This is a genomic window from Streptomyces sp. NPDC037290, assembly GCF_055603245.1.
The window spans coordinates 126,972-140,514 of record NZ_JBVJVZ010000007.1 but is presented as its reverse complement, the minus strand read 5'-3'; the positions used below and the strand labels follow the sequence as shown (position 1 = coordinate 140,514).

The window sequence follows — 13,543 nt, the reverse complement described above, 5'->3', positions numbered from 1 at the left end:
ACCGGACACAGCCCGCTCTCTGAACGACCGGGACGGTCGGACCAGGCTCAGTCGTCCTGGTCCTCCGTGGCGTCGTCCTGCAGCTCCGGCGTCAACACCGGCCCCTCACCCGGAGCGAGGGTGCTCAGGATCCGCTGGAGATCGTCCACGGAGGCGAACTCGACGGTGATCTTGCCCTTCTTCTGACCGAGGTCGACCTTCACCCGGGTCTCGAAGCGGTCCGACAGACGGGTCGCCAGCTCGTTCAGGGCCGGGGAGAGCCGGGAGCCGGCGCGCGGGCCCTTGGGGCGCTGCGGCTTCTGGGGCCGCGAGCCCATCAGGGTCACGATCTCCTCGACGGCGCGCACGGACAGGCCCTCGGCCACGATGCGGTGAGCCAGCCGGTCCTGCTCCTCCGGATCCGTCACCGACAGCAGGGCCCGCGCGTGACCGGCGGAGAGCACTCCGGCGGCAACGCGCTTCTGAACCGTCGGGGAGAGCTTCAGCAGACGCAGGGTGTTGGAGACCTGGGGCCGGGATCGCCCGATCCGGTCGGCCAGCTGGTCATGCGTGCAGTTGAAGTCCTTGAGCAGCTGGTCGTAGGCGGCCGCCTCTTCCAGCGGGTTCAGCTGCGCGCGGTGCAGGTTCTCCAGCAGCGCGTCCAGGAGGAGCTTCTCGTCCTCCGTGGCCCGGACGATCGCCGGGATGGCCTCCAGGCCGGCCTCACGGCAGGCACGCCAACGGCGCTCACCCATGATCAGCTCATAGCGGGCGGGCCCCAGCTGCCGGACGACGACAGGCTGCAGGAGACCGACCTCCTTGATGGAGGTGACCAGCTCGTGCAGTGCGTCCTCGTCGAAGACATCTCGCGGCTGGCGCGGGTTCGGCGAGATCGCGTCAAGAGGGATCTCGGCGAAGTGCGCACCCATCGGAGGAGCCGGCGTCTCCGTGACCGGGCCCGTCGGCGGCTCCTCGGTTTCATGTGAAACAGGCGGCAGCGTGGCCACCTTCGCCGCGGCCACTCCACGGTCGGTCGTCAGCACCGGAACCGCCGCCGGGGAGACGGACGCTCCGCCTCCCAGCGCGGCCGGTGTCGGCGTCTTCTCGGTCGGGGCAGCGGGGATCAGTGCGCCGAGCCCACGGCCCAGCCCCCTCCGTCGCTCGCTCACTGGATCCCCTCCACCATGCTCGGGTCGTTCTGTGCGCCGATATGGGCCTGGCTTGCGTCGTAGCTGACGCCGATGCCCCTCAGCGCGATTTCTCGGGCCGCCTCAAGATACGAGAGGGCACCGCTCGAACCAGGATCGTAAGTCAGCACCGTCTGCCCGTAGCTCGGCGCCTCGGAGATACGGACCGAGCGGGGAATGCTTGTCCGCAGCACCTCGTCGCCGAAGTGGGTGCGCACCTCTTCGGCGACCTGGGAGGCGAGACGCGTCCGGCCGTCGTACATGGTGAGCAGGATGGTCGACACATGCAGCGTGGGGTTGAGGTGCCCCCGCACCAGGTCGACGTTGCGCAGCAGCTGGCCCAGGCCCTCAAGTGCGTAGTACTCGCACTGGATCGGGATGAGGACCTCCTGGCCCGCCACCAAGGCGTTGACCGTCAACAGTCCGAGCGAGGGCGGGCAGTCGATGAGGATGTAGTCCAGTGGCTGTTCGTACGCCTGGATCGCCCGCTGCAGTCGGCTCTCGCGGGCCACCAGGGACACCAGCTCGATCTCGGCTCCGGCCAGATCGATGGTGGCGGGGGCGCAGAAGAGACCTTCCACGTCGGGGACCGGCTGGACGACCTCGGCGAGAGGCTTGCTCTCGACCAACACGTCATAGATGGAAGGGACTTCGGCGTGATGGTCGATACCGAGGGCCGTGGAAGCGTTTCCCTGGGGGTCGAGATCGATCACCAGGACACGGCCGCCGTGCAGAGCCAGCGAGGCGGCAAGGTTGACGGTCGTCGTCGTCTTGCCCACGCCGCCCTTCTGGTTGGCGACCACGATGACTCGGGTCTGCTCCGGTCGTGGCAGGCCTTCGCCGGCGCGGCCCAGAGCCTCTACCGCCAGTTGGGCCGCACGACCGATGGGAGTGTCGTCCATCGGGGGCGGTGTTTCACGTGAAACATCCGCCCCCATCGACTCGGTACGGGGACCGGGGACCGGATCGGTCATCGGTCCCGCGATGTTGGCGTCGGACCGCAAGGATTCACTCTCCTCGACTTCAGGCTCGCAATGAACAGAGCCTCCCATGCCTTCGGGGTCGTGAACCAGTGAGGCCTGGTGTTCTGTGGAGAAATCCACCTCTGTGGACAACTCCGTGCCTCTGGAGATGGGCGGAGTTCCCCGAGAGACGGGCTCATCCCCCAGGGAACCGAGGGGCTTGCGGTCGCGAGGTTCGGCCGCAGCCCGGCCGCGACTGATGATGCCGTGCAACAGTGAGCGACGTTTCACGTGAAACACGATGCACAGCGACGGCGACAGGATCTTCGCGACACTCCGGCCTGCATAGGTTTGGCAGCTTGTGTGGAGTACGTCTCGTCGTCAGGCCGGACCAGAGGCGTCCATACCACCCAGCATGGACGCCTCTCCTTACATCAGCGGCGTCGACGGGCCCGGCCGGTCCGGGCGGCCTTCGCGCGCTTCGCCGCGAACCGCACACCGCCGGGGCTCTCCCCGACCTCAACCCGCACGACGGTGGACAGCGGGTCCACCACTCCCTCGCCCACATGCAGGATGGAGGTCTCCACCGCACCGAGCTTGCTGAGTGCCGTGGCCGCGGCCTTCAGCTCCTCCTCGGCGGTGTCCCCCTTGAGCGCGAGCATCTCACCGTAGGGGCGCAACAGCGGGATGCCCCAGGCAGCCAAACGGTCCAGCGGGGCCACGGCACGAGCAGTCACCACATGGACCGGCGACAGCTTCCCCAGAACCTCCTCGGCACGGCCCCGTACGACCGTGACGTGGTCCAGGCCGAGCAGTTCCACGACCTCGGTGAGGAAGTTGGTGCGCCGCAGCAGCGGCTCCAACAGGGTGATGTTCAGGTCTTCCCGGACCAGAGCCAGCGGGATGCCGGGCAGGCCGGCGCCAGAACCGACATCGCAGACCGTCACTCCCTCGGGGACGGCCTCGGAGAGCACCGCACAGTTCAGCAGATGCCGCTCCCACAGACGGGGCACTTCCCGCGGGCCGATCAGGCCACGCTGCACACCCGCCTCGGCAAGCAGCTCCGCGTAGCGGACCGCATCGGCGAAGCGATCACCAAACACTGCCCGCGCCTGTTCGGGCGCGGGGGGAAGCTCCGCTGCCTCCGTCACGGGGACCGTCCTTCCGTACAGCGCCGGCGCTTCGCGCACCGGCCACCAGAACTACCAGGCTGACAAAGTTCGGCCCCGTCTGCTCAACAGACGGGGCCGGTGGAACGTGGGGACCGATCAGGCGGGCAGCACGACGACGAACCGCTGCGGCTCCTCGCCCTCGGACTCGCTGCGCAGTCCTGCGGCCTTGACCGCGTCATGCACGACCTTGCGCTCGAACGGGGTCATCGGCTTGAGCTTGACGGGCTCGCCGGTGCTCTTCACGTCGGCAGCGGCCTTGGCGCCCAGCTCGGACAGCTCGGCCCGCTTCTTGGCCCGGTAACCCGCGACGTCCAGCATCAGACGGCTACGGTCGCCGGTCTCCCGGTGCACGGCCAGGCGCGTCAGCTCCTGCAGTGCCTCCAGCACCTCGCCGTCCCGGCCGACGAGCTTGTGCAGATCACGGCTGCCGGTGTCGCTGATGATCGACACGGAGGCGCGATCGGCCTCGACGTCCATGTCGATGTCGCCGTCGAGGTCGGCGATGTCCAGCAGACCCTCCAGGTAGTCCGCCGCGATCTCACCCTCCTGCTCCAGGCGGGTCAGGGTGTCTGCACCCTCGGCAGCGGCGGAGGTGGTGCCTTCCGTCACGGGATGGGCTCCTTCTTACTTCTTGGACGGGGACTTGGGCCGCTGCGGGCCACCCTTGCGCTGGCCGGACTGGGCCTTGCTGCGGGCGCCGGAGCTGGGCTTGGAGGCCTGGTCGGCAGCGGCGGGCTTGGCGTCCTGCGGCTCGTCGGACTTCTCCAGCGAGGTGGACGAGGTGGTCCCGCCCGCCGGCTTGGGCCCACCCTGACGCTGGGACTTGGACTGGCGCTTGGGCTGCTGGCGCCGTGCCGCGGCGCCGGCACCGGCTGCCGAGGTGGTCTCCGCACCGTCCGCGGTCTGCGCCTCGGCCTGGGTCAGGCTCTTGACCACGCTGCCGTCGGCCTGGGCGGCGAGACCGGCCTTGTTCAGGGCGTTGATGAACTTGCGCTCGAACTCGTTGCGGTCACGGCCCTTGGCGACGATCGCCTTGACGATGGTCTTCTCGCTGCGACGGCGGACCTTGCCGGCGTGCGTGACGTGCTTGGTCAGGCGCTCCAGGTAAGCGGCCTGGGCCTTGGAACCCGGGGTCGGGTTGTTGCGGATGACGTACATCTGCTGGCCCATGGTCCACACGTTGGTGGTCAGCCAGTAGACGAGGACACCAACCGGGAAGTTGATACCGAAGACGGCGAACATGACCGGGAAGACGTACATCAGCATCTTCTGCTGCTGCATGAACGGCGTCTTGACCGTCGTGTCGACGTTCTTCGTCATCAGCTGGCGCTGCGTGTAGAACTGCGAGAACGACATCATGACGATCATGACCGCGGTCACGACCCGGACGTCGGTCAGCGAGGCGCCGAGCGCCGCGACCTTGTCCGAGCTGTCCATGAACTTCGCAGCGAGCGGGGCGCCGAAGATGTGCGCCTTACGGGCGCTGGCGAGCAGCGGCTCGTTGATGACGCCGATCGTCTTGCCCGTCGCGATGCCGTTGAGCACGTGGTACAGGGCGAAGAAGAACGGGGACTGCGCCAGGATGGGAAGGCACGAGGAGAGCGGGTTGGTGCCCGTCTCCTTGTACAGCTTCATCATCTCTTCGGACTGACGCTGCCGGTCGTTCTTGTAGCGCTCCTGGATCTTCTTCATCTCCGGCTGGAGCGTCTGCATCGCGCGCGTCGACTTGATCTGCTTCACGAAGAGCGGGATCAGGCAGATGCGGATCAGGATCACCAGGGACACGATGGACAGGCCCCAGGCCCATCCGGTGTTAGGGCCGAAGATCGCGCCGTACACCTTGTGGAACTGGACGATGACCCAGGAGACGGGCCAAGTGATGAAACTGAAGAGGCTGGCAATCGTGTCCACTAATCATGCTCCTTGGGCATGGGACGAGGTCTCTGCGGCCGGGCTCGGAGGAAGCGCGGAAGGAGACTTCTCAAGCTTCACTTCGGTGGCCGGTTCGGCGGCGGAGGGCCCGCCCTTGCGTGCGCGCCAAGCGTTGCGCAGCATTTCGTGCCACCGCGGGCGCTTGCGCGGCGGAACATGGTCCACACCACCCAGCGACCACGGATTGCACCGGAGGATGCGCCAGGCGGTGAGTGCCGTTCCCTTGATCGCACCGTGCCGGTCGATGGCCGTGTAGCCGTAGTGGGAGCACGACGGGTAGTACTTGCACACGGGCCCCAGCAGTGGACTGATCGTCCACTGGTACAGCTTGATCAGAGCCAGTAGTGGGTACTTCATCGCGTGCCCCCTCCCAGCAGCCGCTGGAGGGCGGCATCCAGGTCTCGGGCCAGCTGTGCGTGGTCTGCGTCGCCCGATCCGGGCAGCGCTCGTACGACTACCAGGCTACCGGGGGGAAACAGGGCTACTCGGTCACGCATCAGATGACGCAGTCTGCGCTTCACTTTGTTGCGCACGACCGCGCCACCCACGGCCTTGCTCACGACGAAACCCGCACGCGTCAGGGGAGCGCTCTCCCCAGGCGCGTGCGGGTCCGTGGCACCGCTACGAAGGTGGACGACGAGGGTCGGGCGTCCTGCCCGGCGTCCTCGTCGGACCGCGGTCGCGAAGTCCTCGCGCCGCCTCAGCCGATGCTCGGTAGGCAGCACGACGTCATGACCTGATCAGGATCAGGCGGACAGGCTGGCGCGACCCTTGGCACGACGGTTCGCGAGAATCGCGCGGCCGGCACGGGTGCGCATCCGCAGGCGGAAGCCGTGGGTCTTCGCGCGACGACGGTTGTTCGGCTGGAAGGTGCGCTTGCTCACTCGGGGGCTCCAGAAATAAATCGGTAGTGGCGGGGTGCCGTCTTGGCTGTCACCGTGCGCCCACGAGTAGCTCGCGTCACGCCCGAGTGCACCGCTTCCCGATCACCTGAAGTGATCTGTGCCCATCGGAGGCAGGCGGCAGCAGCCATCGACAACTCGACCTGGTTACGGTACGCGGGGCTACGCCATCCGGTCAAACCGAGGGTCACGGAGAGACACTATCCACAGGCTGGGGACAACAACTTGAACCGCACCCGCCGCGCTGACTACCGTGGCTGAACTCCGATTCGTTCTTTTGTCCCCCGCCCCGGCGGGTTTGACCCACCGACCACCCGATGTACCCCCCGACCCGTCCCGCGATCACACGTTCGTGGGACCTGTGAGAGAGCGTGCCCTGTGGCTGACGTACCTGCCGATCTTGCCGCAGTGTGGCCACGAGTACTCGAGCAGCTCCTCGGCGAGGGCCGTGGGCAGGGTGTCGAGGCTAAGGACGAGCACTGGATCCGGCGCTGCCAGCCGCTCGCGCTGGTGGCGGACACCGCCCTGCTCGCCGTACCGAACGAATTCGCGAAGGGCGTACTGGAGGGCCGTCTCGCACCGATCGTCAGCGAGACGCTGAGCCGCGAGTGCGGCCGCCCCATCCGCATCGCGATCACCGTGGACGACTCCGCCGGCGAGCCACCCCCTCCCGCGGCGCCCCTGCAGCAGCAGCCCAAGCCGCGCTACGAGGAGCCGGAGCTGCCGTCCGGCCCGTCGTACGAGGAGCGGCCGTACGAGGAACGGCCGTACGAGGGGTACGGCCGCCACCGCGCCGCCGACCAGCCACCGGCGGAACAGCAGTCCCACCCCGATCAGCTGCCCGGCGGCCGCGCCGACCAGCTCCCCGTCGTACGCCCGGCATACCCCTCCGAGTACCAGCGCCGCGAGCCGGGCGCCTGGCCACGCCCCACGCAAGACGAATACGGCTGGCAGCAGCCGCGGCTCGGCTTCCCCGAGCGCGACCCGTACGCGTCGCCGTCCTCACAGGACGCCTACGGCTCCGGTCCGGACTCCTACGGCCCGCCGTCTGCGGACTACCGCTCACAGGGCATGGACCGGCCGTCGTACGAGCAGCAGCGCGGCGAATACGACAGCCAGCGCGCGGACTACGACTCCGCACGCCCCGACTACGACTCCGCGCGCTCCGGGTACGACCCGGCGCGAACCGAATACGACCAGCGCGACCCCGTGCGCCGTGAGCTGCCCGAGCAGCCGGCGGGCGGGGGCCCGGCGCACCGCGGCGGCCCCGGCCGCCCGGACCTGCCCCCGACCGGCGCACCCGGCCCGCTGGCCGCACAGCCGGCTCCGGCGAGCGGTCCCGGTGAGCCGACCGCGCGGCTGAACCCGAAGTACCTGTTCGACACGTTCGTCATCGGCGCCTCCAACCGGTTCGCGCACGCGGCCGCGGTCGCCGTCGCCGAGGCACCGGCCAAGGCGTACAACCCCCTGTTCATCTACGGGGAGTCGGGACTCGGCAAGACGCACCTGCTGCACGCCATCGGGCACTACGCGCGCAGCCTCTACCCGGGCACGCGCGTGCGCTACGTGAGCTCGGAGGAGTTCACCAACGAGTTCATCAACTCCATCCGCGACGGCAAGGGCGACAGCTTCCGCAAGCGCTACCGCGAGATGGACATCCTGCTCGTCGACGACATCCAGTTCCTCGCGGACAAGGAGTCGACCCAGGAGGAGTTCTTCCACACCTTCAACACCCTCCACAACGCCAACAAGCAGATCGTGCTGTCCTCCGACCGGCCGCCGAAGCAGCTGGTCACGCTGGAGGACCGGCTGCGGAACCGTTTCGAGTGGGGCCTGATCACCGACGTCCAGCCGCCCGAGCTGGAGACGCGTATCGCGATCCTGCGCAAGAAGGCGGTGCAGGAGCAGCTGAACGCCCCGCCGGAGGTGCTGGAGTTCATCGCCTCCCGGATCTCGCGGAACATCCGCGAGCTGGAGGGCGCGCTGATCCGGGTGACGGCGTTCGCCTCGCTCAACCGGCAGCCGGTCGACCTCGGCCTGACCGAGATCGTCCTGAAGGACCTGATCCCGGGTGGTGAGGACAGCGCGCCCGAGATCACGGCAACGGCGATCATGGCGGCGACGGCGGACTACTTCGGGCTGACCGTGGAGGACCTGTGCGGCACCTCGCGCGGGCGCGCGCTGGTCACCGCGCGGCAGATCGCCATGTACCTGTGCCGGGAGCTGACGGATCTGTCGCTGCCGAAGATCGGGGCGCAGTTCGGCGGCCGTGACCACACCACCGTCATGCACGCCGACCGCAAGATCCGTGCGCTGATGGCCGAGCGGCGGTCCATCTACAACCAGGTGACCGAGCTGACGAACCGGATCAAGAACGGGTGAGGTGCGGCTGACGCCGGTCGTACGCCGACGCTGAGGGCGCCTTCGGGATACCGCATCCCGGGGGCGCCCTTTGTCATGGGCGTCCACCGTGCCCGGCGTCCACCGTGCCCGGCGTCCACCGTGCCCGGCGTCCACCGCCGGCTGTTCGATTACCTGCCTGGTTACGGCCGCTCTCCACAGATTTGGTGACTTTCTTCCGTCCACATGCTGGGGACTGCGGAGTTGTCCCGAACCGCGTCCACAGGAAGCCTGTTCATACGACGTTCGCCCAGCTCAACAGCCTGTGGAATCGTGGACGAGCGATCTCCACAGCCTGTGGACCAAGCGAAGATCCACAGGCTGTGTACGAGGTTTTCCACCGGCGGCCCACAGGCTGGAGCCGGTTGTCCCCAGCGATCCCCAGCTTCTCCACACGGCTGTCCACTGTTCGGCAACGCGACGCACCCGCTCACCGCGTCGAGTGAAAGCCGTCACACGAAGGTGCCGGGTTGGGGTGTGGGAAACCTGGGTAAACCTGGGGACGCAGCTGGGGAGAACTGCCCTCAGGCTGTGGGCGGGGTGTGCAGAACTTTCCGTTCTCCACAGACACCCCCGATTGTCCACCGGCGTCACCCACAGGGCCAGTGGACAAAATCTCCGTGCTGAGCTGGGAAAACGTGGTTATCCACGGTATCCACAGGCCCTACTACTACCCCCGACTAGAGAGAGTCCGGCAATCGCTTTGAAGCGGGGGCTGTGCACAACTCGCCGTCTCGGGCCCGGCTGCCTCCCGGAGCGACTTGACCCCGACGGGCACCTACTGTCAGTGCGGTGCGTCAGACTGGTCCCCGGTGTCCTGCCCTTCGCAGTGGGCGGTGACACCGAGTCGGAGGACTCAGTAGCAACAGCAGGAGGCGGCTTACGGTGAAGATCCGGGTGGAACGCGACGTACTCGCGGAGGCAGTGGCGTGGGCGGCACGCAGCCTCCCGGCCCGTCCGCCGGCGCCTGTCCTCGCCGGCCTCCTCCTCAAGGCCGAGGACGGCCAGCTGAGCCTGTCGAGCTTCGACTACGAGGTCTCCGCTCGCGTGTCCGTGGAAGCCGAGGTCGAGGAGGAGGGCACCGTCCTCGTCTCCGGCCGGCTGCTCGCCGACATCTCCCGCGCCCTCCCCAACCGGCCGGTGGAGATTTCCACAGACGGTGTACGGGCGACGGTGGTCTGTGGATCCTCCCGGTTCACCCTGCACACCCTGCCTGTGGAGGAGTACCCGGCGCTGCCGCAGATGCCGAACGCCACCGGCACCGTCCCCGGCGAGGTCTTCGCGGCCGCCGTGTCACAGGTGGCCATCGCCGCCGGCCGTGACGACACGCTGCCCGTCCTCACCGGTGTGCGCATCGAGATCGAGGGCGACACGGTCACCCTGGCCTCCACCGACCGCTACCGCTTCGCCGTCCGCGAGTTCCTGTGGAAGCCGGAGAACCCGGACGCCTCCGCCGTCGCCCTGGTCCCGGCCAAGACGCTGCTGGACACCGCCAAGTCGCTGGGCGCCGGTGACAGCGTGACGCTGGCCCTGTCCGGGTCGGGCGCGGGCGAGGGCCTGATCGGTTTCGAGGGCGCGGGGCGGCGTACGACCACGCGTCTGCTCGAGGGCGACCTGCCGAAGTACCGCACGCTGTTCCCGACCGAGTTCAACTCCGTCGCCGTGATCGAGACCGCCCCCTTCGTGGAGGCCGTCAAGCGTGTGGCCCTGGTGGCCGAGCGCAACACCCCGGTGCGGCTCAGCTTCGAGCAGGGCGTGCTGATCCTGGAGGCCGGTTCCAGCGACGACGCACAGGCTGTGGAAAGGGTCGACGCCCAGCTGGACGGCGATGACATCTCGATCGCCTTCAACCCGACGTTCCTGCTGGACGGTCTGAGCGCGATCGACTCGCCGGTGGCCCAGCTGTCGTTCACGACGTCCACGAAGCCGGCGCTGCTCAGCGGGAAGCCCGCGGTGGATGCCGAGGCCGACGACGCGTACAAGTACCTGATCATGCCGGTGCGGCTCAGCGGCTGACCGGTTGTCCACAGCTGTTGACAGTGCCGGGCGCCCGCTGTGGGTGCCCGGCACCGTGGTCGGCGGGGCAGGCCCGAGGCGGGGCACAGCCACCGGCCGCCCCTCAGCAAAGCCGCAGGTGAGCGCCTATGCCCACAGCTGTGCGCGCGAGGTCGCGACTAGGCTCGGCACGGCACGTGAGTGCCTCTCCCGCCACACAGCGACCTAAGGAACACAACTGATGGAGCTCGGTCTCGTCGGCCTCGGCAAGATGGGCGGCAACATGCGCGAGCGGATCCGCCGCGCGGGCCACACCGTCATCGGATACGACCGCAACGCGGACCTCGCGGATGTCCACAGCCTGGAAGAGCTTGTGGGCAAGCTCAGCGGTCCCCGCGTGGTCTGGGTGATGGTCCCGGCCGGCGAGCCCACGCAGTCGACCGTCGACCAGCTCGCCGAGCTGCTGGAGCCCGGCGACGTGGTCGTGGACGGCGGCAACTCCCGCTGGACGGACGACGAGAAGCACGCCGAGGAGCTGGCGGCCAAGGGCATAGGCTTCGTCGACTGCGGCGTCTCCGGCGGCGTCTGGGGCCTGGAGAACGGGTACGCGCTGATGTACGGCGGCGACGCCGAGCACGTCGCCAAGGTCCAGCCGGTCTTCGACGCGCTGAAGCCGGAGGGCGACTTCGGCTCGGTGCACGCCGGCAGGGTGGGCGCGGGCCATTTCGCGAAGATGGTCCACAACGGCATCGAGTACGCGATGATGCAGGCCTACGCCGAGGGCTGGGAGCTGCTGGAGAAGGTCGACTCCGTGGAGAACGTCCGCGAGGTCTTCCGCTCCTGGCAGGAGGGCACCGTCATCCGCTCCTGGCTGCTCGACCTCGCGGTCAACGCACTGGACGACGACGAGCACCTGGAGGGCCTGCGCGGTTATGCACAGGACTCCGGTGAGGGACGCTGGACTGTGGAGGCCGCGATCGACAACGCGGTGCCGCTGCCGGCGATCACCGCGTCGCTGTTCGCGCGGTTCGCCTCCCGGCAGGAGGACTCGCCGCAGATGAAGATGATCGCCGCGCTGCGCAACCAGTTCGGCGGTCACGCCGTAGAGAAGAAGTAATCCACAGGGATTCACAGGCCCGCCCTCGCGGGAGCCCGTGATCCACAGCTCATCAGCACTCTGGGGAAGGCCGGCGAAACGACCATGCACGTCACGCATCTTTCGCTGGCCGACTTCCGCTCGTACGCCCGGGCCGAGGTTCCGCTCGATGCGGGCGTCACCGCCTTCGTCGGCCCGAACGGACAGGGCAAGACCAACCTGGTGGAGGCGGTCGGATACCTCGCCACCCTGGGAAGCCACCGGGTCGCCTCCGACACCCCCCTCGTCCGCATGGGTGCCGACCGGGCCGTCATCCGGGCGCAGGTCCGGCAGGGCGAGCGGCAGCAGCTGGTCGAGCTGGAGCTGAACCCCGGCAAGGCCAACCGCGCCCGTATCAACCGGTCCTCGCAGGTCAGACCCAGGGACGTACTGGGGATCGTACGAACCGTGCTGTTCGCCCCCGAAGATCTCGCCCTTGTCAAGGGCGACCCGGGCGAACGGCGGCGGTTCCTCGACGAGCTGATCACGGCCCGGTCGCCGCGTATGGCCGGGGTGCGTTCCGACTACGAGCGGGTGCTGAAGCAGCGCAACACACTGCTGAAGACCGCCGCTCTGGCGCGCCGGCACGGCGGTCGGTCGATGGACCTGTCCACGCTCGACGTGTGGGACCAGCACCTCGCGCGCGCGGGCGCCGAGCTGCTCGCGCAGCGGCTGGACCTGATCGCCGCGCTGCAGCCGCTGGCCGACAAGGCGTACGAGCAGCTGGCCCCCGGCGGTGGGCCGCTGGCGCTGGAGTACAAGCCGTCCGCGCCCGGCGAGGCCCACGCGCGCGAGGATCTCCATGCCCAGCTGATGGCGGCTCTCGCGGAAGCGCGCAAGCAGGAGATCGAGCGCGGGGTCACCCTCGTGGGGCCCCATCGCGACGATCTGGTTCTCAAACTCGGTCAGCTGCCGGCCAAGGGGTACGCCTCGCACGGTGAGTCCTGGTCCTACGCGCTCGCCCTGCGGCTGGCCTCCTACGACCTGCTGCGGGCCGAGGGCAACGAGCCGGTGCTGGTCCTGGACGACGTCTTCGCCGAGCTGGACACGCGCCGCCGTGAGCGGCTGGCCGAGCTGGTCGCGCCCGGCGAGCAGGTACTGGTCACCGCGGCCGTGGACGACGACGTACCCCATGTGCTGGCCGGGGCGCGGTACGCCGTGTCCGGGGGGACGGTGGAGCGGGTATGAGCACCGACGACCCCACCCCGCGGACGCCCGGCAAGGCTCCGGAACCCTCCGGTGTCGACCTCGCGCGCGTGGCGTTGCGCGCGGCGAAGGAACAGGCACGCGCGCGGGGGGACGCGGCGCGGCAGAAGAAGCAGGCGCGGCGGGGCGGCGGTCTGCGTTCCGGCGCGCGTGCCGACGGGCGCGATCCGATGGCGCTGGGCGCCGCGATCAACCGGCTGCTGACCGAGCGCGGCTGGGAGACCCCCGCGGCGGTGGGCGGCGTGATGGGCCGCTGGCCGCAGATCGTCGGCGAGGACCTGGCCAAGCACTGTGTGCCGCAGCGCTACGACGAGGACGAGCGCGTGCTGGTCGTCCAGTGCGACTCGACGGCCTGGGCGACCCAGCTGCGCCACCTCGCGCCCGCGCTGGTCGCCCGGCTCAACGAGGACCTGGGGCACGGCACCGTACGGATGATCAAGGTGCTCAATCCGGGCGGCCCGGCCCGGCGCTACGGCCCGCTGCGGGCTCCGGGGAGCTCCGGACCCGGCGATACGTACGGGTGACGTACCTCACGTCGTAGAGCGGGAGCGTGCTGTCGGCGCGGCTCCGTACACAGGTGTGGAGAGCCGCCGTGACGGCGCCGGAGCGCCATCTGACCCCCCAGTAGCCAAGGGTTGACGCCTCGAAGCGCTGAGTGCCGCTGTGAGCCCCT

General features: G+C 68.9%; 13 protein-coding genes. 5 read left to right on the top strand and 8 right to left on the bottom strand.

Annotation, left to right across the window (positions count from 1 at the left end):
• Nucleotides 1-47: 47 nt before the first annotated feature.
• The 8 genes from ACZ7HQ_RS24835 to rpmH all read right to left on the bottom strand — a co-directional run bounded on the left by ACZ7HQ_RS24835 (nucleotide 48) and on the right by rpmH (nucleotide 6,116).
• The gene (locus tag ACZ7HQ_RS24835; RefSeq protein ID WP_470993900.1) at nucleotides 48-1,148 is read right to left on the bottom strand and encodes a ParB/RepB/Spo0J family partition protein; all 1,101 of its coding nucleotides are present in this window, start codon (nucleotides 1,146-1,148) and stop codon (nucleotides 48-50) included.
• Nucleotides 1,145-2,218 (bottom strand): ParA family protein, encoded by a 1,074-nt coding sequence (locus ACZ7HQ_RS24830; RefSeq protein WP_470994393.1) that lies wholly within the window; start codon nucleotides 2,216-2,218, stop codon nucleotides 1,145-1,147. Before ACZ7HQ_RS24830 ends, ACZ7HQ_RS24835 begins: the two co-directional genes overlap by 4 nt.
• Before the next feature lie 344 nt (nucleotides 2,219-2,562).
• Complete coding sequence (gene rsmG, locus ACZ7HQ_RS24825) at nucleotides 2,563-3,279, bottom strand: 16S rRNA (guanine(527)-N(7))-methyltransferase RsmG (RefSeq protein ID WP_470993897.1); 717 nt, start codon at nucleotides 3,277-3,279, stop codon at nucleotides 2,563-2,565.
• A 117-nt stretch (nucleotides 3,280-3,396) separates the two neighbouring features.
• Nucleotides 3,397-3,909: a Jag family protein gene (locus tag ACZ7HQ_RS24820; protein WP_470993894.1), complete on the bottom strand. Its 513-nt coding sequence runs from the start codon at nucleotides 3,907-3,909 to the stop codon at nucleotides 3,397-3,399.
• Between the two features lie 15 nt (nucleotides 3,910-3,924).
• Complete coding sequence (gene yidC, locus ACZ7HQ_RS24815) at nucleotides 3,925-5,211, bottom strand: membrane protein insertase YidC (RefSeq protein ID WP_470993891.1); 1,287 nt, start codon at nucleotides 5,209-5,211, stop codon at nucleotides 3,925-3,927.
• A gap of 3 nt (nucleotides 5,212-5,214) precedes the next feature.
• Nucleotides 5,215-5,589 (bottom strand): membrane protein insertion efficiency factor YidD, encoded by a 375-nt coding sequence (gene yidD / locus ACZ7HQ_RS24810; RefSeq protein WP_470993888.1) that lies wholly within the window; start codon nucleotides 5,587-5,589, stop codon nucleotides 5,215-5,217.
• Nucleotides 5,586-5,957, bottom strand: coding sequence for a ribonuclease P protein component (rnpA, locus tag ACZ7HQ_RS24805; protein WP_470993886.1), 372 nt, complete (start codon nucleotides 5,955-5,957; stop codon nucleotides 5,586-5,588). Before rnpA ends, yidD begins: the two co-directional genes overlap by 4 nt.
• Before the next feature lie 21 nt (nucleotides 5,958-5,978).
• Nucleotides 5,979-6,116 (bottom strand): 50S ribosomal protein L34, encoded by a 138-nt coding sequence (gene rpmH / locus ACZ7HQ_RS24800; RefSeq protein ID WP_015659252.1) that lies wholly within the window; start codon nucleotides 6,114-6,116, stop codon nucleotides 5,979-5,981.
• 396 nt (nucleotides 6,117-6,512) lie between these two features.
• On the opposite strand from rpmH, the gene dnaA reads away from it, so the two are divergent.
• The 5 genes from dnaA (at nucleotide 6,513) to ACZ7HQ_RS24775 (ending at nucleotide 13,394) form a co-directional block, all read left to right on the top strand.
• Nucleotides 6,513-8,516 carry a chromosomal replication initiator protein DnaA gene (gene dnaA / locus ACZ7HQ_RS24795; protein ID WP_470993883.1) on the top strand — a complete coding sequence of 668 codons (2,004 nt, stop codon included), beginning with the start codon at nucleotides 6,513-6,515 and terminating at the stop codon, nucleotides 8,514-8,516.
• A 903-nt stretch (nucleotides 8,517-9,419) separates the two neighbouring features.
• Nucleotides 9,420-10,550 (top strand): DNA polymerase III subunit beta, encoded by a 1,131-nt coding sequence (dnaN, locus tag ACZ7HQ_RS24790; protein WP_069779831.1) that lies wholly within the window; start codon nucleotides 9,420-9,422, stop codon nucleotides 10,548-10,550.
• A gap of 220 nt (nucleotides 10,551-10,770) precedes the next feature.
• Nucleotides 10,771-11,646 carry a phosphogluconate dehydrogenase (NAD(+)-dependent, decarboxylating) gene (gene gnd / locus ACZ7HQ_RS24785; RefSeq protein WP_470993880.1) on the top strand — a complete coding sequence of 292 codons (876 nt, stop codon included), beginning with the start codon at nucleotides 10,771-10,773 and terminating at the stop codon, nucleotides 11,644-11,646.
• Nucleotides 11,647-11,730: 84 nt separating this feature from the next.
• On the top strand, nucleotides 11,731-12,852 hold the full coding sequence (recF, locus tag ACZ7HQ_RS24780; RefSeq protein ID WP_470993878.1) for a DNA replication/repair protein RecF: 1,122 nt from the start codon (nucleotides 11,731-11,733) through the stop codon (nucleotides 12,850-12,852).
• Nucleotides 12,849-13,394, top strand: a complete 546-nt coding sequence (locus tag ACZ7HQ_RS24775; protein WP_470993877.1) for a DciA family protein — start codon at nucleotides 12,849-12,851, stop codon at nucleotides 13,392-13,394. The genes recF and ACZ7HQ_RS24775 overlap by 4 nt, the downstream gene beginning before the upstream one ends.
• Nucleotides 13,395-13,543: the final 149 nt, after the last annotated feature.

Bases quoted from the DNA above. Each gene is read 5' to 3' on its own strand.
- ACZ7HQ_RS24830 (WP_470994393.1), bottom strand. From the start codon at position 2,218: ATGGGAGGCTCTGTTCATTGCGAGCCTGAAGTCGAGGAGAGTGAATCC.
- yidD (WP_470993888.1), bottom strand. From the start codon at position 5,589: ATGAAGTACCCACTACTGGCTCTGATCAAGCTGTACCAGTGGACGATC.
- gnd (WP_470993880.1), top strand. From the start codon at position 10,771: ATGGAGCTCGGTCTCGTCGGCCTCGGCAAGATGGGCGGCAACATGCGC.
- recF (WP_470993878.1), top strand. From the start codon at position 11,731: ATGCACGTCACGCATCTTTCGCTGGCCGACTTCCGCTCGTACGCCCGG.
- ACZ7HQ_RS24775 (WP_470993877.1), top strand. From the start codon at position 12,849: ATGAGCACCGACGACCCCACCCCGCGGACGCCCGGCAAGGCTCCGGAA.